The 18,612-nt window shown below is 57.4% G+C and carries 20 protein-coding genes; 8 read left to right on the top strand and 12 right to left on the bottom strand.

Features of this window, described 5'->3' with window-relative positions; genetic code table 11:
- Nucleotides 1-363, bottom strand: a complete 363-nt coding sequence (hisI, locus tag IE087_RS16820) for a phosphoribosyl-AMP cyclohydrolase (RefSeq protein WP_189370536.1) — start codon at nucleotides 361-363, stop codon at nucleotides 1-3.
- Between the two features lie 75 nt (nucleotides 364-438).
- On the opposite strand from hisI, the gene IE087_RS16815 reads away from it, so the two are divergent.
- Nucleotides 439-891, top strand: coding sequence for an iron-sulfur cluster assembly scaffold protein (locus IE087_RS16815; RefSeq protein ID WP_189370535.1), 453 nt, complete (start codon nucleotides 439-441; stop codon nucleotides 889-891).
- A 228-nt stretch (nucleotides 892-1,119) separates the two neighbouring features.
- Here the strand turns inward: IE087_RS16815 and IE087_RS23690 are convergent, their stop codons facing one another.
- From IE087_RS23690 to sciP, 5 genes are all read right to left on the bottom strand, one after another.
- Complete coding sequence (locus IE087_RS23690; protein WP_268244657.1) at nucleotides 1,120-1,248, bottom strand: hypothetical protein; 129 nt, start codon at nucleotides 1,246-1,248, stop codon at nucleotides 1,120-1,122.
- Nucleotides 1,249-1,348: 100 nt separating this feature from the next.
- Nucleotides 1,349-3,436, bottom strand: a complete 2,088-nt coding sequence (recG, locus tag IE087_RS16810; protein WP_189370534.1) for an ATP-dependent DNA helicase RecG — start codon at nucleotides 3,434-3,436, stop codon at nucleotides 1,349-1,351.
- A complete protein-coding gene (gene ligA, locus IE087_RS16805; RefSeq protein ID WP_189370834.1) occupies nucleotides 3,433-5,523 on the bottom strand; it encodes an NAD-dependent DNA ligase LigA in 2,091 nt (696 codons plus the stop codon). The genes recG and ligA overlap by 4 nt, the downstream gene beginning before the upstream one ends.
- Before the next feature lie 174 nt (nucleotides 5,524-5,697).
- Nucleotides 5,698-6,417, bottom strand: coding sequence for a response regulator transcription factor CtrA (ctrA, locus tag IE087_RS16800; protein ID WP_189370533.1), 720 nt, complete (start codon nucleotides 6,415-6,417; stop codon nucleotides 5,698-5,700).
- Between the two features lie 99 nt (nucleotides 6,418-6,516).
- Entirely contained in the window at nucleotides 6,517-6,795 is a 279-nt protein-coding gene (gene sciP, locus IE087_RS16795) for a CtrA inhibitor SciP (protein ID WP_189370532.1), read from the bottom strand.
- 126 nt (nucleotides 6,796-6,921) lie between these two features.
- Between sciP and mnmA the strand changes: the two genes are divergently transcribed.
- The 3 genes from mnmA (at nucleotide 6,922) to IE087_RS16780 (ending at nucleotide 9,436) form a co-directional block, all read left to right on the top strand.
- Nucleotides 6,922-8,061 carry a tRNA 2-thiouridine(34) synthase MnmA gene (gene mnmA, locus IE087_RS16790; protein WP_189370531.1) on the top strand — a complete coding sequence of 380 codons (1,140 nt, stop codon included), beginning with the start codon at nucleotides 6,922-6,924 and terminating at the stop codon, nucleotides 8,059-8,061.
- Nucleotides 8,062-8,135: 74 nt separating this feature from the next.
- Nucleotides 8,136-8,891 (top strand): SDR family NAD(P)-dependent oxidoreductase, encoded by a 756-nt coding sequence (locus IE087_RS16785; RefSeq protein WP_189370530.1) that lies wholly within the window; start codon nucleotides 8,136-8,138, stop codon nucleotides 8,889-8,891.
- On the top strand, nucleotides 8,888-9,436 hold the full coding sequence (locus tag IE087_RS16780; RefSeq protein WP_189370529.1) for a sugar O-acetyltransferase: 549 nt from the start codon (nucleotides 8,888-8,890) through the stop codon (nucleotides 9,434-9,436). Before IE087_RS16785 ends, IE087_RS16780 begins: the two co-directional genes overlap by 4 nt.
- On the opposite strand, the gene IE087_RS16775 is transcribed toward IE087_RS16780, so the two are convergent.
- From IE087_RS16775 to IE087_RS16755, 5 genes are all read right to left on the bottom strand, one after another.
- The gene (locus IE087_RS16775) at nucleotides 9,433-11,244 is read right to left on the bottom strand and encodes an ABC-F family ATP-binding cassette domain-containing protein (RefSeq protein WP_189370528.1); all 1,812 of its coding nucleotides are present in this window, start codon (nucleotides 11,242-11,244) and stop codon (nucleotides 9,433-9,435) included. The two genes, IE087_RS16780 and IE087_RS16775, sit on opposite strands and share 4 nt — an antisense overlap.
- Nucleotides 11,245-11,399: 155 nt before the next feature.
- Nucleotides 11,400-12,680, bottom strand: a complete 1,281-nt coding sequence (locus tag IE087_RS16770; RefSeq protein ID WP_189370527.1) for a class III lanthionine synthetase LanKC N-terminal domain-containing protein — start codon at nucleotides 12,678-12,680, stop codon at nucleotides 11,400-11,402.
- A 1-nt stretch (nucleotide 12,681) separates the two neighbouring features.
- Complete coding sequence (locus IE087_RS16765) at nucleotides 12,682-12,990, bottom strand: hypothetical protein (protein ID WP_189370526.1); 309 nt, start codon at nucleotides 12,988-12,990, stop codon at nucleotides 12,682-12,684.
- 504 nt (nucleotides 12,991-13,494) lie between these two features.
- Complete coding sequence (locus IE087_RS16760; RefSeq protein WP_189370525.1) at nucleotides 13,495-14,217, bottom strand: GNAT family N-acetyltransferase; 723 nt, start codon at nucleotides 14,215-14,217, stop codon at nucleotides 13,495-13,497.
- Between the two features lie 74 nt (nucleotides 14,218-14,291).
- Complete coding sequence (locus IE087_RS16755) at nucleotides 14,292-14,744, bottom strand: outer membrane protein assembly factor BamE (protein WP_189370524.1); 453 nt, start codon at nucleotides 14,742-14,744, stop codon at nucleotides 14,292-14,294.
- 101 nt (nucleotides 14,745-14,845) lie between these two features.
- On the opposite strand from IE087_RS16755, the gene IE087_RS16750 reads away from it, so the two are divergent.
- From IE087_RS16750 to IE087_RS16735, 4 genes are all read left to right on the top strand, one after another.
- On the top strand, nucleotides 14,846-15,400 hold the full coding sequence (locus IE087_RS16750; protein ID WP_189370523.1) for a YceD family protein: 555 nt from the start codon (nucleotides 14,846-14,848) through the stop codon (nucleotides 15,398-15,400).
- A 192-nt stretch (nucleotides 15,401-15,592) separates the two neighbouring features.
- The gene (gene rpmF / locus IE087_RS16745; protein ID WP_189370522.1) at nucleotides 15,593-15,799 is read left to right on the top strand and encodes a 50S ribosomal protein L32; all 207 of its coding nucleotides are present in this window, start codon (nucleotides 15,593-15,595) and stop codon (nucleotides 15,797-15,799) included.
- Between the two features lie 35 nt (nucleotides 15,800-15,834).
- A complete protein-coding gene (gene plsX, locus IE087_RS16740; protein ID WP_189370521.1) occupies nucleotides 15,835-16,926 on the top strand; it encodes a phosphate acyltransferase PlsX in 1,092 nt (363 codons plus the stop codon).
- Nucleotides 16,923-17,894 carry a beta-ketoacyl-ACP synthase III gene (locus IE087_RS16735; protein ID WP_189370520.1) on the top strand — a complete coding sequence of 324 codons (972 nt, stop codon included), beginning with the start codon at nucleotides 16,923-16,925 and terminating at the stop codon, nucleotides 17,892-17,894. Before plsX ends, IE087_RS16735 begins: the two co-directional genes overlap by 4 nt.
- Nucleotides 17,895-17,967: 73 nt before the next feature.
- Here the strand turns inward: IE087_RS16735 and IE087_RS16730 are convergent, their stop codons facing one another.
- Nucleotides 17,968-18,408 (bottom strand): helix-turn-helix domain-containing protein, encoded by a 441-nt coding sequence (locus tag IE087_RS16730; RefSeq protein WP_189370519.1) that lies wholly within the window; start codon nucleotides 18,406-18,408, stop codon nucleotides 17,968-17,970.
- Between the last annotated feature and the right edge of the window lie 204 nt (nucleotides 18,409-18,612).

Raw genomic sequence — 18,612 nt, 5'->3', positions numbered from 1 at the left:
CTACTCCATCGGGGCCATCAGTTCGACCTCGGAACCGTCCGTCATATCTGTGTAGAAACAGGTCCGCCGCCCGGTGTGGCAAGCCGGTCCTGTTTGCTTCACAAGCGCGATCAGGCAATCGCGGTCGCAATCCACGCGCAGCGATACAAGCTCCTGAACATTGCCTGAGGTTTCCCCCTTGATCCAGAACGCTTGCCGCGAACGGGACCAATATGTGACACGCCCGGTCTCCAAGGTACGGGAAACCGCCTCAGCATTCATCCAGGCCATCATCAACACCTCATGACTGTCCGCGTCCTGCGCAATGGCCGGGATCAAGCCCTGGTCGTTGAATTTCAGGCTGTTGGGATCGAAATCCGGCATGGCAAAACCTTTTGCATCTGCGTCCGAGCCGACTATGTAGGTGGAAACGCCACACGACACCAGAGCGGAGGGGCCATGCCCGCCGATACCGACCTGATCAAGCTTTATTCCAGCCGCATCCTGGGCCTCGCCGCTGATATTCCGCATCATGCCCGGCTGGCTGACCCTCACGCCACGGTCAAAAAACGCTCGCCCCTTTGCGGGTCGACGGTCACAATTGATGTCCAGGTGGAAGACGGACGCATCAGCGGCTTTGGCCAAGATGTGAAAGCCTGCGCGCTTGGTCAGGCTGCGGCAGCTGTTACCGGTGGTGCCGTCATTGGACGCACGCTCGACGAAGTTCAAACGGCGCGCGACGCGCTGCGCGCTATGCTGAAATCTGGCGGTCCTGTTCCGGACGCCCCCTTTGATGGGTTCGAAGTTCTGGAACCCGCCCGAGACTACAAGAACCGACATGCATCAATACTGCTGAGTATCGAAGCGACGGCGGAAGCGATGGAACAAGCTTTACAGTCCGATTGCGCCTGAGCAATCATTGACCAGTCGGCCTCCGACACACTGCAAGACTACAATCCAGATAAAAAAAAGCGCCGCACATCCGGGCGGATGGCGGCGCAGGGAAAGCGTCTCTTGCGTGGGACAGATCCAAGCCCCGTGGCAAACGGGTGCGTTCAGACGGCAGGCAGAGCCGGTGAAACGCGGGACAGCACCTGGGACGGGCGCGGTATGGGATCAAGCAAGATCGCAGGCAGAAACTCAGACCAAAGACGGCAGGTGCAGCGCAACAACCAGCATCACCGTCAGGGCCGCAGCGCCCGCAGCATCCTGAAGCAACGTGGCTTCGGCGCGGGAGGCGATATCCTTGATTTGGCGCAACGTGGTCATGTCGGCATCTCCATCTTCGAGTTGCCTCTTTGTTCTCACATTCTTAACGATGCGTAAAGAACTTTTTAAGAACATTTGCGAACTTTTTAGAACAAATCGCCTAACCCACTGAAATCAAACGGATCGCTTCGTCCTGCCGCATTAGCCACAAGAGAACGCGCGCCGCCTGTCCCCGCGGGGACAAAAGCTCGGGGTCTTCGGTCAGCAATTTGCGGGCATCCGATTGTGCAACCGCCATCAAGCCAGCCTGCCGCTCAAGGTCCGCCACCTGGAATCGCGGCACACCGGATTGCACTGTGCCGATCAGGTCGCCATAGCCCCGCATTTGTAAATCCGTCTCAGCAATACGAAACCCATCTTCGGTCTCGCGCAGCACTTCCAGCCGCTTTTGCCCGGCATCAGACAACGGCGCTTGGTACAGAAGCAGGCAGGTTGAGGCGGCATCCCCCCGCCCCACACGTCCACGCAACTGGTGCAGCTGCGCAAGTCCAAAGGTTTCTGCCCGCTCGATCACCATGATGGTGGCGTTGGGAACGTTTACGCCAACCTCAATCACAGTTGTCGCGACCAACACACCGGTCTCGCCCGCCTGGAACCGAGCCATGGCAGCGTCTTTCTCGGCAGGTGGCATCTGGCCGTGGACTAAGCCAACGCGGCCTTCCCCCAGCACCGCGCGCAGACGTTTGAACCGCTCCTCGGCGGCCGTGAGATCAACCGCCTCGCTTTCTTCGACCAGCGGGCAGACCCAGTAGCATTGCCGCCCCTCGTCCATCGCCGCCTGCAAACGCGCAACCACCTCGTCCATGCGACCGGTGCTGACCATCGCCGTCTTGATCGGTTTGCGACCTGGCGGCTTTTCGTCCAACACCGATACATCCATGTCACCATATTGCGCCAAGGCCAGCGAGCGCGGGATCGGTGTGGCGGTCATCACCAGCACATCCGCCGCGCCCCCCTTTTTGCCAAGGGCCAGCCGTTGCCGCACGCCAAAGCGGTGCTGTTCATCCACAATCGCCAATCGCAGATCAGAGAACACAACATCGTCCTGAAACGCAGCATGTGTGCCCACGAGAATCTGAATGTCACCGCGGGCCAGCGCTGACAGTTTCGCGCGACGTTCCGCCCCTTTGTCCCGCCCCGTCAGCAGCTCCAGAACAACTCCGGCATCTTCGGCCAGGGGTTGCAAGCCTTCCAGATGCTGACGCGCCAGGATTTCTGTGGGCGCCATCATCACCCCCTGCCCGCCTGCTTCGACCGCAATCAGCAGGGCCATGAAAGCGACGAGCGTTTTGCCCGCCCCGACATCGCCCTGCAAAAGGCGGTTCATGCGCGTGGGTGCCGCCATGTTCCCGGCTATCTCGGCAATGGCGCGTTCCTGAGCACCGGTCGGTGCATAAGGCAGTGCAGCGCGCACACGGGCTTGCAACCGTTCGGTGCCGCGAGTTTCAATCCCGACCGCCTGACGTTCAGAGGCACGGGCCAGGGCGAGCGTCAGCTGATGCGCCATCAACTCGTCATATGCCAGCCGCGTACGCGCGACAGACTCTGGAGACAGGTCACCCTGTCCCTCAGGCATATGCACCGTCCTCAGTGCAGCGGCGAAATCGGGCCATTTTTGATGTGCCAATTGCCCCGGATCAATCCATTCTGCGAATTCCCGCGCACGGGCTAAGGCAGAACGGGTGGCCTTGAACATGGTCTTTTGTGTGACCCCTGCCGTCAGAGGGTAGACCGGTTCAAACGGCGGGATATCACCGGCCTCTTCCACGGGCAGAATATGGTCCGGATGCACCATGTTCGCGATGCCGTCAAACAATTCGACCTTGCCAGACACAACGCGGGTGCTGCCGGTGGGCAGCACCTTGTTCAGATAATCGCTGCGCCCGTGGAAAAAGACGAGTTGGAAACTGGTCTGCGCATCCTCAACATGAATACGGTATGCACCGCCCCGATTACGGGCGGGATGATGGGCACCGACCGTAACCTTAACGGTCAGAGTTGTTGGCAGTGCGGCCCCTTCAACGGTTTCCCGCAAGGCGCGATCAACGCCTGTATGCGGCAAGGTAAACAAAAGATCACGCGGTGCAGCGATACCCATGTGACCCAGATTCTGCGCCGTTTTGGGCCCAACGCCGTCGAGCGTTTCAAGCTCCGCAAAGAGCGGGAACAGGACTTCCGGGCGGCTCATAGCGCGCCGATCAGATCCAGCCAGCCATCCTCATCGATGGTTTCAATGCCCAAATCAGCCGCCTTTTTCGCCTTCGATCCTGCACCGGGCCCGGCCACCAACAAGTCCGTCTTGGCACTGACAGAGCCGGAGACCTTGGCCCCCAATGCTTCGGCCCGCGCCTTGGCTTCGGCCCGCGTCATTTTTTCCAAAGTGCCGGTGAAGACGACGGTTTTTCCTGCAACTGGGCTGCCTGACGTATCCGGTCGCACCGCCTCTTCAATGTTCAGATGTGCCACAAGACGGTCGATGCTGGCGATCTCGGCTTCTTGATTGAAGGTTGTCGCGAGCGATCCGGCCATGACCGCACCGACACCATCAATGCTGAGCAGATCGTCCCACGCGTCGTTGCCTTCTTCGGCCGTCCGCATCGCTGTGCTGAATGCGTCCCACGTTCCGTAGTGCGTGGCCAGCAGGTTCGCCGCGGCCTCGCCAACATGACGGATGCCGAGCGCGAAGATCATGCGTCCAAGGCCAATGTTGCGCCTATCATCTATCGCATCAAACAGATTGGCCGCCGATTTCTCACCCCAGCCTTCCCTGTTTTTGAGTTGCTGCAAGCCGGTGTCATAGCGGTCGCGTAGGGTGAAAATGTCAGCCGGTTCCGCGATCCATTTGTCGCTGTGGAACTGTTCCACCTGCTTCGCACCCAGACCGTCGATGTCAAAGGCGGCACGGCTGACAAAATGCTTGAGCTTTTCCACCGCCTGCGCCGGGCAAATCAGCCCGCCGGTACAGCGTCGCACGGCATCACCGGGTTCGCGCACAGCCTCGCTGTTACACTCGGGGCACCGGTCCGGCATGATATAGGGCTGTGCATCCTTGAGGCGCTTGGAAAGGTCCACATCTGCGACCTTGGGAATCACATCACCGGCCCGGTAGACTTGCACCCAGTCGCCAACACGGATGTCCTTACCATCGCGAATCTGTTCTCCCTTGTTGTCACGCCCCGCGATGTAGTCTTCGTTATGCAGCGTGGCGTTTGACACGACGACTCCACCGACAGTGACAGGTGTGAGGCGTGCGACCGGGCTGAGTGCGCCCGTGCGACCCACCTGAATGTCGATGGCATCAAGTCGGGTCCAGGCCAGCTCGGCCGGGAATTTGTGCGCCACAGCCCATCGCGGCGTTGTGGATCGGAAGCCCAAACGGGACTGCAACCCGAGCTCATTGACCTTGTAGACAACGCCATCGATGTCATAGCCGAGTGTCGCGCGCTCTTGTTCGATCAATTTGTAATGCGCGATCATCTCCTCCGGCCCATCGCACAGACGGGTGAGCGGATTGGTCTGAAAACCAAGTGCGCACAGCCGCTCGATTGCCCCCATTTGGCTGTCCGCAAGCGGATCAGACAACGCACCCCACGCATAAGCAAAGAACCGAAGCGGTCGGGCGCGTGTGATGTTGGCATCCAGTTGGCGCAACGACCCGGCTGCGGCATTGCGCGGGTTCGCAAATGTTTTTTGTCCTGCGGCTGCCTGCCGGTCATTGAGCGCTTCGAAATCTGGGTGCGACATGTAGACTTCGCCACGCACCTCCAGAATCGCCGGTGCCCTTTCAAGCGTTGCAGGAATGTCGTCGATTGTGCGCGCGTTGGCTGTCACGTTTTCGCCCACGGCCCCATCGCCGCGTGTGGCAGCCTGCGTGAGAACGCCGTCTTCGTAACGCAAAGACAAGGACAGGCCATCAATCTTCGGTTCCGCCGTATAGGACAGTGCCGTATCTGCCCCAAGGCCAAGGTACTTTCGAATGCGGGTGTCAAATTCGGATACATCCGCATCGTCAAATGCATTTGAGAGCGACAGCATCGCAACAGCATGGGTGACCTTGGAGAACCCGTCGGCCACCGGTGCGCCCACCTGTTCGCTCGGACTGTCATCCCTTTTCAGATCGGGAAACTGCGCCTCAATCTCTGCATTTCGACGCTTGAGTTGGTCATATTCCGCATCGCTGATGTCGGGGGCATCGTCGGTGTGATAGGCAACATTGGCGCGCGCCAGAATGTCGGCCAGGCGCGCAAGCTCTGCCACGGCCTGATCCCGAGTCATCGCGTCGATCTTGATGGTGTCGGTCACAAATCATCCCCTGCGCTTGTCGCGCCAAGAGATAAAAGCCGAAACGCAGGTGGTCCAGTCATTGATGGGTATTGCACCCGTGAAACAAAAAAAGGGCCACCACACATATCCGTGCGGCGACCCTTTTTCGGAGGGATGTAGCTGCCTCTAGGCGCCTACGGCCATCGGTGTATCTTCTGTCATCTCTGCCGGCTCAGGATCGCGCAGCACATATCCACGGCCCCAAACGGTTTCGATATAGTTCTGACCGCCCGTGGCATTGCTGAGCTTTTTACGCAGCTTGCAGATAAAGACGTCGATAATTTTCAGCTCGGGTTCGTCCATGCCGCCATAAAGGTGGTTCAGGAACATCTCTTTTGTCAGTGTCGTGCCCTTGCGCAGGCTCAGAAGCTCAAGCATCTGGTATTCTTTGCCAGTCAGGTGCACAGTCTTGTTGTCGACGCTCACTGTCTTAGCATCCAGATTGACTGAAATGTCACCGGTATTGATGACGGACTGAGAATGACCTTTCGACCGGCGAATGATGGCGTGGATACGTGCCACCAACTCTTCGCGGTGGAACGGTTTTGTCAGGTAATCGTCGGCACCAAAACCGAAGCCCTTAATCTTGTTTTCTGTGTCATCCGCACCAGACAGGATCAGGATCGGCGTTTCGACCCGAGCCAGGCGCAGTTGGCGCAGCACCTCGTGCCCGTTCATATCGGGGAGGTCCAGGTCAAGAAGGATCAGGTCATAGTCATAGAGCTTGGCCAGATCGATCCCCTCCTCACCCAAATCCGTCGCATAGACGTTCAGGTTCGCATGGGTCAGCATCAGTTCGATGCTTTTCGAGGTGGTTGGGTCGTCTTCTACAAGCAATACGCGCATTCTTCGGATCTCCACACAAGGGGCGTTCAGGTGTTGAAACAAACGTGAACCGAAAAGGTTAATCACACGTTACCCTTGATGAAGTCGTATCTTAACAACCTAAAGTTGTCTATATTTTTGTAGCGCTGTTGCCTTCAAAGCCTCCTCTCCGTGCGTCGAAACCGCACGAACCCACTCATGAAATTCTTCTTCGCTTAGACCATATCGCTCAAGCGCTGCGTCTTGCGTGAGAAGACCGTACAACACTCCACGCACCACGGCCGCCTTGCGTGACGCAACCCAGCGCCGCGTCGTCGCCGGAGGCAAGTCCGCCTGCGTCAACACGGAACCGTCGGGCAAGGTTACGGCCCGTGGGCCATCCACTTTCTTCAAATACATCACACACCGCTCATTATTCATCTTTGAACAGAGCTTGGGTGAATGCGTTTAATGCGCCGTTAAACCGGGCCTTGAGACTATTTCGGATTTTCATATATATGCGCTCAATCCCCTCGGAGACCTGCCATGCTTGACCACAACGGTCCGCTCAATTCGTTGGGCTTTGCCAAAGCCCCGGCTGACACACGTGTCGTCGTCGCCATGTCCGGCGGCGTGGACAGTTCCGTTGTGGCGGCTGAGCTGAAGAGTCAGGGCTACGATGTTGTGGGTGTAACCCTTCAACTCTATGATCATGGCGCAGCACTTGCCAAAAAAGGCGCGTGTTGTGCCGGGCGCGACATTCACGATGCACGCCGCGTGGCCGAGGAAATGGGCTTTCCGCACTACGTTCTCGACTATGAAAACGTGTTCCGCGACGCGGTGATTGATGAGTTTGCTGACAGCTATCTGGGCGGCGCAACGCCGGTGCCTTGTATCCGCTGCAATGAGCGGGTGAAATTCAAGGATCTCCTTGAAACGGCTAAGGATCTTGAAGCTGATTGCATGGCGACCGGTCACTATATCCAACGCAAAATGGGCACGCATGGCGCAGAGTTGCATGCCGCAGCCGATGCCGGTCGCGATCAAAGCTATTTCCTGTTTTCCACCACGCCTGAGCAATTGGACTACCTGCGTTTTCCATTAGGCCACCTGCCCTCCAAGGACGACACGCGTGCGCTGGCAGCGAAATACGGGCTGGGCGTGGCAGACAAGCCCGACAGCCAGGATATCTGCTTTGTCCCGAACGGCGATTACGCCTCCGTCATCCGCAAACTGCGCCCCGAGGCCGCGGCACCAGGTGACATTGTCGATCACACCGGTCGGGTGTTGGGCAGCCATGACGGGGTGATCAACTACACGATTGGACAACGGCGAGGCTTGGGAATCGGCGGTTTGGCTGATCCGCTTTACGTGGTGAAGCTGGATGCAGAAAATCGGCAGGTTGTCGTCGGGCCCAAGGAAATGCTGGCCACCCGTACGATTCCGGTGCGCGAAGTGAACTGGCTGGGCGACGCCCGATTCGATAGCAAGAACGAATGGCATGTGGCCGTTAAAGTGCGATCGACCCGCCCTCCGACTGACGCCATCATCCGACCTATCAGCGCAACAGAGGCCACCGTTGAACTGGCGGCCGCCGAGGCGGGAGTGTCCCCCGGGCAAGCCTGCGTTTTCTACGACCGGGACAGCAGCCGTATCTATGGTGGTGGGTGGATCCACAAAGGGTAACTCCTTCGCCTTGTCAGACGATGCTGCTTCCGGTTAACTGAACGCACGTTCATATTTTTCAGGGAGTGTCTCGCATGAAACTCGACACAACCATGGCGGTCGTAACGGGCGGCGCGTCCGGGCTTGGCGAAGCAACTGCACGCCACTTTGCTGCACAGGGTGCCAAGGTCACGCTTTTGGATCGCGATGCGGACCGCGGAACGGACGTTGCAAGCGAGATCGGCGGACATTTTGCCGAAACGGACGTGACGGATGAAGCATCGGTCGCGGCAGCCATTGATCTGGCCCGCAGCAGGATGGGCGGGCTAAACGCCGCAGTGAATTGCGCCGGAATTGCCGTTGGTATCAAAACCGTCGGACGTGATGGGCCGCACCCCCTTCCCGCCTTTCAGAAAACGATCGATATCAATCTGGTAGGCAGTTTCAACGTCGCGCGTCTGGCAGCAGCGGCGATGGCCGACAACGAACCCGAATCCGATGGTGCGCGAGGTGTGATCATCAACACCGCCTCGATTGCCGCATTTGACGGGCAGAAGGGACAAGCCGCCTATGCCGCGTCCAAGGGCGGTGTTGTAGGCATGACGCTGCCGATGGCACGCGATCTCGCATCGTCCGGCGTGCGAGTCATGACGATTGCGCCGGGCATCTTCAAAACCCCGATGCTGGCTGGGTTGCCAGAGGATGTGCAAGCGGCCCTGGCAGCCGATGTGCCGAACCCGCCGCGTTTGGGTGATCCGAACGAGTATGCCCGCCTTGCGGCATTCATTGTTGAGATGGGGTACTTGAACGGCGAGGTCATCCGTTTGGACGGCGCGCTGCGGATGCGATGATGCGGACCGAGCGGGAAAAAATGGAGGCCGGTGATTGGTATTCCTGCCTTGATGATGCGCTCGAAGACCTGCGTATGGTGGCATTGAATGCGGTGCACGCGCACAATCATCTGCCCCCGTCAGAGCGGCGCACACTCAGTGCGCCATTGCGCGCGCTTTTTGCCGAAGCCGGTGCAAATTGTCTGATCGAATCCCCCTTTCATTGTTCCTATGGTCGGAACATCCACCTTGGGACCGAAGTGTTCATCAATAGCGGCTGCGTGATCCTCGACAGCGCCCCCGTATGGATCGAAGACGGCACAATGATTGGCCCAGGAGTTCAGATTCTGTGTGCAGATCACCATCGTGATCCGGTCAAACGGCGCGCAGGTATCGAACGGGCATTGCCTGTGACCATTGGTGCAGACGTGTGGATCGGGGCTGGTGCCATCATCATGCCCGGCACCACGATCAAGGATCGAGCCATCGTAGGCGCCGGCGCCGTCGTGACGAAGGATATTGCCGAGGGCGATACGGTCGTGGGCGTCCCTGCCCGTCCCACCTAGGCTTCGGCTTTTTCCTCGAGCGTCAGCCACTCTTCTTCAGCAGCGTCCAGTTTGGCCTGACGTTCAGCAAGTGCCTCTGTTGCCTTGCGGAATTTGACTGGCTCGCGTGTGTAGAGATCGGGGTCAGACAGCAACTCTTGCAGCTTGGCCATTTCGGCTTCCAGACGTTCAATCTCGGCCGGCAGCGCTTCAAGCCGGTGCTTTTCCGTGAAGGACAGACCAACCTTGAGCGTCTGCTTGGGTTTGGATGCGTTAGTGTCTGGTTTCTTCGCTGTTTCAACAGGTTGCGCAACATCTTTGGGGCCACGTTGAGACTGGTAGTCACTCCACCCACCGGCATACACAGTGGCCTTCCCATCCCCCTCCATGGCAATGGTGGTGACCGCCACACGATCCAGGAAATCGCGGTCGTGACTGACCAACAGGACAGTTCCGTCATATTGGTCCAGCAAATCTTGCAGCAGGTCCAGCGTTTCAACATCCAGATCATTGGTGGGTTCATCCAGCACCAACACGTTGGATTGACGCGCCATGATACTTGCCAACAGCAGACGTGCTTTCTCGCCCCCGGAAAGCGATCTTACGGGCGCCCTCGCCTGCGCTTCATCAAACAGGAATTCCTTCAGGTAACCAACGACATGCTTCGGATTGCCCCGCACCATGACCTGATCGGCCTTACCACTGACCCGCATGTCGGGATCGCTTGTCAGGCTATCCCAAAGGCTGGCATCCGGGTCGAGTTTCGAGCGGGCCTGATCGAAGATCGCAAGTTCCAGATTGGTGCCCATCGCGACGCTGCCGGTATCGGGCGTCACTTCTCCGATCAGCATCTTGAGCAAGGTGGTTTTACCAACTCCATTCGGGCCAACAAAAGCAATGCGATCACCGCGCTGGACCTTGAGTGAGAACGGCTCGACGATCACCTTATCATCGTAAGTCTTTGAAATACCTTGTGCCTCAAGAACCTTACGGCCTGATTTCGGTCCAGCGTCCAAGGCCATAGCGGCCGCCCCTTGCCGCTTGATTTGAGAGGCCCGTTCGGCACGCAGATCCTGTAGTGCGCGCACCCGTCCCATGTTGCGCTTGCGTCGCGCACTGATGCCTTCGACGGCCCAACGTGCCTCGGCCTTGATCTTGCGGTTCAGCTTGTGACGGGCGGTGTCTTCTTCCTCCCAAACGGTGTCTCGCCACGCCTCGAATGCGTCAAACCCCTTCTCCTGGCGACGGACCATTCCTCTGTCAATCCAAAGGGTTGCGCGGGTAAGTGCACGCAAGAATGCCCGGTCGTGAGAGATGAGGACGAACCCAGCGCGAGTGGATTTCAGCTCGGCCTCGAGCCAGGCAATGGCTTCGATGTCGAGGTGGTTCGTGGGTTCATCCAGCAACATGAGATCAGGCGCTTCCGCCATCAAACGCGCCAGTGCTGCGCGGCGACGCTCCCCGCCGGATGCGGTTTCCACGGGGCGTGCCGGATCGAATTTTAGCCCTTCACCGGCACGCTCGACCTTGTAGAGATCTGAGGGTTCGAGCCCGTGAATGGCAAAATCACCAAGCGTCGCAAACCCTGTCATGTCAGGGTCTTGCTCCATGTACCCGACATTCACACCGGGCCCCGGAACAACCTCACCCCGGTCCACATCTACGAGGCCTCCCATCACCTTCATTAGGGTCGATTTGCCCGACCCGTTGCGGCCCACGAGTGCGACACGGTCGCCTGGCTGCACAACAAGAGACAACTGATCAAAGACGGGATCACCGCCAAAGGTGAGGGAAATGTCGGAAAGTTGCAGTAAGGGAACACGAGCCATGGTCGGGCAGCTAGTGGGTCAATCCGTGGGCGTCAACCTGGGTGTCATCCCAAGCGCTGTTTCTGTACCCCCATGCGTCTTTATACGAGGCGACACTTCTGGCGCGCCATCAACCCAAAACCAACGGCACTCCTGTGCCGAACGGCTGGTCGCCTTCAGGCCCTAAGCCACCTGCGCGCCTCGATACCGAGTTCTCCGGGTATTTGTCTTGCCATTTTGGCAATGTTGACGCCCGCACGGAAGCGATGAGACGTTGACCGGTCGGAAAAAAAGAAACACAAGAGAACCGCCAAGGCATAGTTGTCCCTTGAAATGCCATGAAGCCGTTTCTTTTTGGGCAGGTGGGATTCGGTACCTCCAGAGGGCAATACATCCCAGGTGACATGTGAGGCCGTTTCCAGATCACAAATAAAAACGTCATCTTCGGCAATCAGAAAATTTTCAAGCTTCACGTCACCCAATATGATACCTGTTGCGTGACATTTTTTCACAATGGTCGCGATTTTGTTTGCGATATGCTCTCGTTCACTTTCCGAGTAGTTCACATCACGCCTGATATTAATCAACTCAGTCACCAAGTAGCAGTGATTGTTGCTTTTGATGAACTCAATCGGTTCTGGTGTGGGCACCCCATGCGCATTCAAACAGCTGAGGAAGGTCCACTCATTCTCCACTCTCGACAGTCCGCTGCGGCCAAAAAAGTCATGCTCTCCAAATTTGCGGCCTTCCTTTACGAAAACACTGCGGTCATCGTTTAGTGACTTGGCAAGATAATTTCCGCCACGCCCTCTTTGGCTCAGTACATCCTCTACCAAATAGTGGTTAAAGAAAGACGGCTGCTGCAAAACATCGTTCGCATCAAGATCTTCCTCCAAATAGGGTTCCAAGGGGTCCACAATAAAATCTGGGCGGTATTTCTGACGATTATCGGGACGTTCCGTACCATCCGGGGCCAAGATGGTTCGAGTTTGCGAAGACATCGCGCCATATCTGTAGAAAATAGGTGTTCCCGGAATTTGCCTTTCAAATGGCACCTTGTAGTGCGGCGCGCCTTCCAGCTTCAGTCCAAGCCGCGTAACAAGGGTCAGAAACATGCGGTAATCTTTGGGATAGACCGTAATGAACTTGCCCTTTTGGGAATAGCTGCCTCGTAACGCATAGGAGTCGGACATATACTGCGACAAACTCGCATACACTTTAAATGCAGCGGCGCATTCATCCAAAACCTCCAAAGCAGCTTTGAGGGTATTCTCGGCACGCGACGGAATAGTTGATATATGAAATTTCCACCCCTGTGCGGGGATAGGGTATTGTGCAGGCCTTGATGCCCAACGCCCATTCACGTCGAGCGACAAGCTAGAAATAAGAAGGGCCCAATCAGTTTCGAAACTTTTGCGGAGCTGCGGAAACTGATCGGGCCTCTGGAGAGTAAGCAAACTAGGCGACCGCAGCGCCTGCAAATGCAGTTGTATCGAACGCCGTCGTATCAAAGGCGGTAGTGTCGAACGCCGTTGTATCAAACGCGGTTGTGTCAAATGCAGTCGTGTCGAACGCAGTTGTATCTGCGTTCGCATTGATGTCGTTTTGGCTTACAGCCAGTGTTTCAAGTTGAGCCGGTGACAGGGCTTGCGGTTTTGTTCCGCATTGAGCTTCAGCGATACCTTGACCGTACACATCCAGGGCTTTTGCCTGAAGGCCATGCGCAAAGTCGTTGTCATTTTGAATCCGGTGCAAAAGTGCGGACATAGTGCGTTCCTTATGTTGAAGTGTTGGTACTTTGGAAGTTGAGCTTCGTCGATGACAGTCAGTCACGACCGGTTTTCCTGAATGAATTTTCTAAAAACCAATGTCTATAGATACAAGATACCCGACATAGTTGAATCCAACAAGAGTAATTTTCTGCCTAACCTTGCAGCTAAATCAAATGGTTAGAGCAAGTCCCGACGCATAGATCGGCTCAGCTGGGTCGCGATAAATGAATCACTGCGCAAAATCCAAGCGGTAACCTAAGTGTTCCGTCCACTCGGCAAAGTGCTCGTGGGACGTGTGTAGGCAGGACCATGGATATCATGGCGTTGTGCATGGCTTGAGTGCAATGTGTCGGTGAAAACCCGCCCCCGGATGAACGCCGGAAAACCCGTCGCAAGGACTGTAATGACGACAGACTGCTGTACCGAAGCAGTCTTCGTCAAAAACCAGCGTCACGGAAGATAAAGAAGAGCTTTTCGTCAGAGAAAACGCGCCTTGAGCCTAGCATACAACAGCGCGCAGAAGTTTTTTCCGCGCAGGCGGAATCGCCCCGATCTCGACCCCTGTGAAGACATGCAGTGTGTTCATTTTGTCATCGACAACAGCGTGGTCACTGACCCAACCGCCCATCATCAGATACGTGCGCAGCAGCGGCGGCATACGCAGCATGGCCTTTCTTGCATCCGGCTTGCGACGCAGCCGTGCGGCGTATTTGAAGACCTTGGGCGCCTTGACCTGTGGCAACCAGCGTTTGGGAGCCAGATGACGCGCCTTGAGCATCGCGAAAGCATCCAGATAGTCTGCCGTTTCGGTGCCAGCGAACGAAGAACAGCCAAACAGCAGTTCGACCTCTTCATCATCTACATATGCGGTCATCGCACCCCAAGCGACGCGCAGTATATCAGGGTCCGCCGCAGTAGGATCTACACAGAAGCGGCCCATCTCGACCATCTTACCATCAAAGGTTTCGAGCGCGCTGAGTTCGTAATACTGGGCCGAATAGCTGTTAAAGATCGTGGTCCCGGTCAGAGGCAACATTCGGAAACAGCAAACAAGAGCATCGTCCGCGACTCGGTGGATCAGGATATGTGTACAGCGATCATCAAAGGCATCTGTGTCAGACGCAAGTCCGAAACAGCGCGCACGCAACGCCTGTGCGGCTTCGATGTCAGCAGGCCTTTCAGCCTGTCGAGCCGCATAGCGTCCCTTCTTCAATCCGATCATCGTTCAGCCTCCTGCCCAAGCCACATGTGGCCCCGATAACATGGGGCATATGACGTGCGGATGAAGCCAAACGATCAGAGTATACCCTGCGGTCCAATGCGCCCAATATTGCCGAGCAGCTGACGTAGGAAGCTGGTGTCAGTGACACCGCTTTCGGTTACACGGCGAGACAGCGCAACCACGCGCCCGTCTTGAAGGCCGAAACGCTCAATATTCTGCAATACGCCATCAGCGTCGAAGGTAATTGCCAACACCTGGCGCTCTACCACTTGCGGGCGGCGCGGCCCGAATGTGCGGACTTTGCTGCGGATATAGAAATAGTCACCACCCTCCAGCACACCACCCGCCGTTGGAGGACCCACAAGATCCTCGACCGACGCGCGTGTGTCGATACCGACGACGAGTTCCGCCAAGTCTTCCTCGGGTGGAACATATCCGTGATTGCGGAATGTCGGTGAGCATCCAGCGACGCCAAGCGAGACGATCAGGGCAAGCCCTGCAGCAGAAAGTGGTGTAAAGGTCGCCATCTGACCCCCCTTGTCATACGCCACCCCTTGCTCAGGGCGCGAGGTGCTTTTATCTCGACTTACTCAAGCTTTGGCCTTGGTTCAAGAAACGAAAGCAATCCATGTCACAGACGCCCCCTTCCACCACTGCACTGCGCGTCAGTGGTTTGGCGCAAAACGATGCAACCCCGTTCGAGGTTTTACCGGACGCCAAAGCGATGAAGGCCTTGGCAGACACATTAGAGCTGAGCGGCCTGCGCAAAATGCGGTTTGAAGGGCAAATCACTGCCTATGGTACTGCAGACTGGTTACTTACTGGCACTCTGGGTGCAACGGTCACACAGCCCTGTGCCGTGACGCTGGTGCCCGTAACCACCCGCATCGATGTACCTGTTCGACGCCTTTATGCGCGTGACTATGAAGAGATCGACGTGCCCGAAACGGAAATGCCTGAAGATGACGAAGTTGAGCGCCTTGGTGCGTGGATCGACCCTGAGTCCGTCATGATCGAATCCCTGAGCCTTGCGATCCCGGATTTCCCGAGGGCCGAAGGGGCCGAATTGGGCGAGATGGTACTGACCGAACCGGGTGTAGCCCCCCTGACAGACGAAGCTGCCAGACCATTTGCTGGCCTCGCCGATCTCAAATCGCAGTTGACTGAAAAAAAAGACGACTGATTTGCCCTTGCGTCCCTGCGAAGGATGCGTATTTTGCCGCCCTCACGAGATTTTGGGTTGGACATGGCGTGGCGCTTTGCCTAAACGCTGCTCAACCCGTACTTGGATGACCGAAACACCCGATCCGGGACCACGAAACACATCGCATCCGCGCACGATCCGCGGCGCTGCCCGAACCAAAGGCCCACTTCAATGGCTGTACAACAGAATAAAGTGTCGAAATCGCGCCGCAACAACCGCCGCGCCCACGACAGCTTGACCCCCGCCAACCCCAATGAATGCCCCAATTGCGGTGAGCTGAAGCGCCCGCACCACGTTTGCGCGGCATGCGGTCACTACGACGACAACGAGATCGTCGCCATGACCGAAGAGGTTGATCTGGAAGACGACGCGGCCTGAGTGGCGTCACAGGCGACAAGGCAAGACAGCGCGCAATGACGGCCCCTTCCACAGACCCGGCCGATGCGGCAGCAAAGCTTGCCTTTCCCATAATTCTTTCTGTCGACACGATGGGCGGGGACATGGGCCCCGCCGCAGTCGTGTCTGGCTGTTCGACATCTGCGAAGAAGAATCCAAAGTTGGGCTTTATCCTGCATGGTCCGCGGGATGAGCTTGAGACGCTTATTGGCCGCCGCAAGAATCTTGTGGGCAGATGCGTGATCCGTGACGCCGCGGGCGTCGTTACGATGGACGACAAACCCAGCCATGTGGTGCGTAATGGCAAGGGCACCTCGATGTGGTCCGCCATCGAATCCGTGCGCGCGGGCGAGGCGGACGTGGCTGTGAGTTGCGGAAACACCGGGGCGTTGATGGCATTGTCGATGATCCGTCTGCGCAAGCTGCCTGGTGTGAACCGTCCAGCAATTGCCGTCCTGTGGCCTAGTCGCAATCCACAGGGCTTCAACGTGATGCTGGATGTGGGTGCGGACGTACGCGCGGACGCAGATGATTTGCTGCGCTATGCTCTGATGGGCGCATCCTATGCCCGGAATGGCATGGACCTGCCCCGCCCTCGAATCGGCCTTCTGAACGTGGGCACCGAAGAACATAAGGGCCGCTCGGAGCTGAAAGAAGCTTATGAGCTGATTGGTGCACAGGCCGACGCTGCCGAGTTCGATTTCGTTGGTTTCGTCGAAGGCGGCGACATTCAGGGCGAGGTGGCGGATGTGATCGTCACGGACGGTTTCACCGGCAACGTAGCCATCAAAACAGGCGAAGGAACTGCCAGTCTGATCGGTGATCTACTGCGTGAAGCCTTCAAGTTCACCCCCCTTTCACGCCTCGCATATCTACTCGCCTTTACATCGATGCGCCGCTTGCGCAAACGCATCGATCCGCGCCGCGTGAATGGCGGTGTTTTCCTTGGTTTGAACGGAACGGTTGTCAAATCGCATGGCGGAGCAGATGCTACGGGTGTGTCGGCTGCTATCAAACTGGCGGCCCAATTGTCCGAACAAGGCTTTAACGACAAGCTCGCCGCCCGGGTTGCCCGGGCCACACAGCGGGCAGAGGAGAGCAACAGATGACGCTTCGTGCGGTGGTCCGTGGCGTGGGGCACCACCTGCCCGCACGCGTGGTCGAGAATGCCGAATTCGAGGCAACGCTCGATACATCCGACGAATGGATTCGGTCCCGTTCAGGGATCGAGCGGCGGCACTTTGCAACCGAGGATGACACGACATCCTCCATGGCGACAGTAGCGGCGCAAGCGGCACTGGCGGATGCGGGCCTGCAACCGGATGACATTGACGCCATTGTCTTAGCCACCTCAACGGCCGACCTGACCTTTCCGTCCGCCGCAACAATGGTTCAAGACAAGCTTGGGATGACGGGTGGCTTTGCCTTCGACGTTCAGGCTGTGTGCGCCGGCTTTGTCTATGCCCTGTCGAATGCGAATGCGCTGATCGTTTCGGGCCAGGCCAAACGAGTCATGGTCATCGGTGCGGAAACGTTTTCGAAGATTATGGACTGGACCGATCGCAGCACCTGCGTGCTTTTTGGTGATGGTGCTGGCGCTTTGGTTCTTGAAGCCAGAGAAGGCGACGGAACCGCGGCGGATCGCGGCATTCTGGCAACCGATCTGAACTCGGACGGTCGACATCGTGACCTGCTTTATGTCGATGGCGGTGTGAGCACCGGCACAAGCGGCTATCTGCGAATGCAGGGAAACCAGGTGTTCCGTCATGCTGTTGAAAAGCTGGCAGCAACGGCGGAAACAGCGATGGAACGTGCAGGTGTAACGGCGGATGATGTCGACTGGATCGTACCGCATCAGGCCAATATCCGCATCATTCAGGGCACGGCCAAGAAGATGGGGATCGCTATGGACCGCGTCGTTGTGACCGTTCAGGACCACGGCAACACGTCCGCGGCATCCATTCCGCTCGCCTTGTCCGTGGGCCGTGCAAGCGGCCAGATCAAGGATGGCGACCTGATCGTGACCGAAGCGATCGGCGGTGGGCTGGCTTGGGGTGCGGTGGTGCTGCGGTGGTGAAATCGGCTTGAGACGCCTGTGTCCCCAACAAAAAACGCCTTGTACTTGGTCGAGAGCTTTGGACGTACCTGCGTCACAGCGATGAAATCCGCAACGCTTGCGGGCCAATGCCAAGCGTTCCTCGAAATGTGTCTGCCAATGTTTGCTTGTTCTCCAGACCGGTGACAAATGCGATTTCGTTCAGGTTAAACCGCGTATCAATCAGCAAACGCACGGCAAGGTCCACACGCATCCATGTGAGATAGTGCATGGGCGGCATACCAGCGCGTGCTTCGAACGCACGACGGAACGCGTGATGGCCCATCGGGTTCAGCGCGTGCAACATATCTTCGGTGATGCGTTCGCCGATGCGAGCGCGCATCCACGCGACGATCAGGTCATACGACTTTTCACTCAGTGCGTGCGTTGAGCGGTCAATTCGCTTGCCGTCCGAACCTTTGTTGCAGGGATCAGCGGCGCGAGGGATGGTGAGGTTGGTCGGAACATCGTTGAGTACGGCAGCATGATGCGGCACGGTTTCTCCTCCCGGCATGTAATCACAGGTTGAATCTACATCAAATTGTGTATCCAGTCCTTGGCGATTTGATGACCCTTGTCAGTTGCTGCATGTTTTCTGCGGATTTCCGCCGATGCCCCAAATACGGTCTCGTTTGGTGAGGTCAGGGTTGTGCTGCCTCGGCAATGGCAGAAAAAGCCCGCCTGACCGGCCAGAAAACGT

The organism is Tateyamaria omphalii, assembly GCF_014651375.1.
GTDB classification, from domain to species: domain Bacteria; phylum Pseudomonadota; class Alphaproteobacteria; order Rhodobacterales; family Rhodobacteraceae; genus Tateyamaria; species Tateyamaria omphalii.
This window is presented reverse-complemented; position numbering and strand designations above follow the sequence as displayed.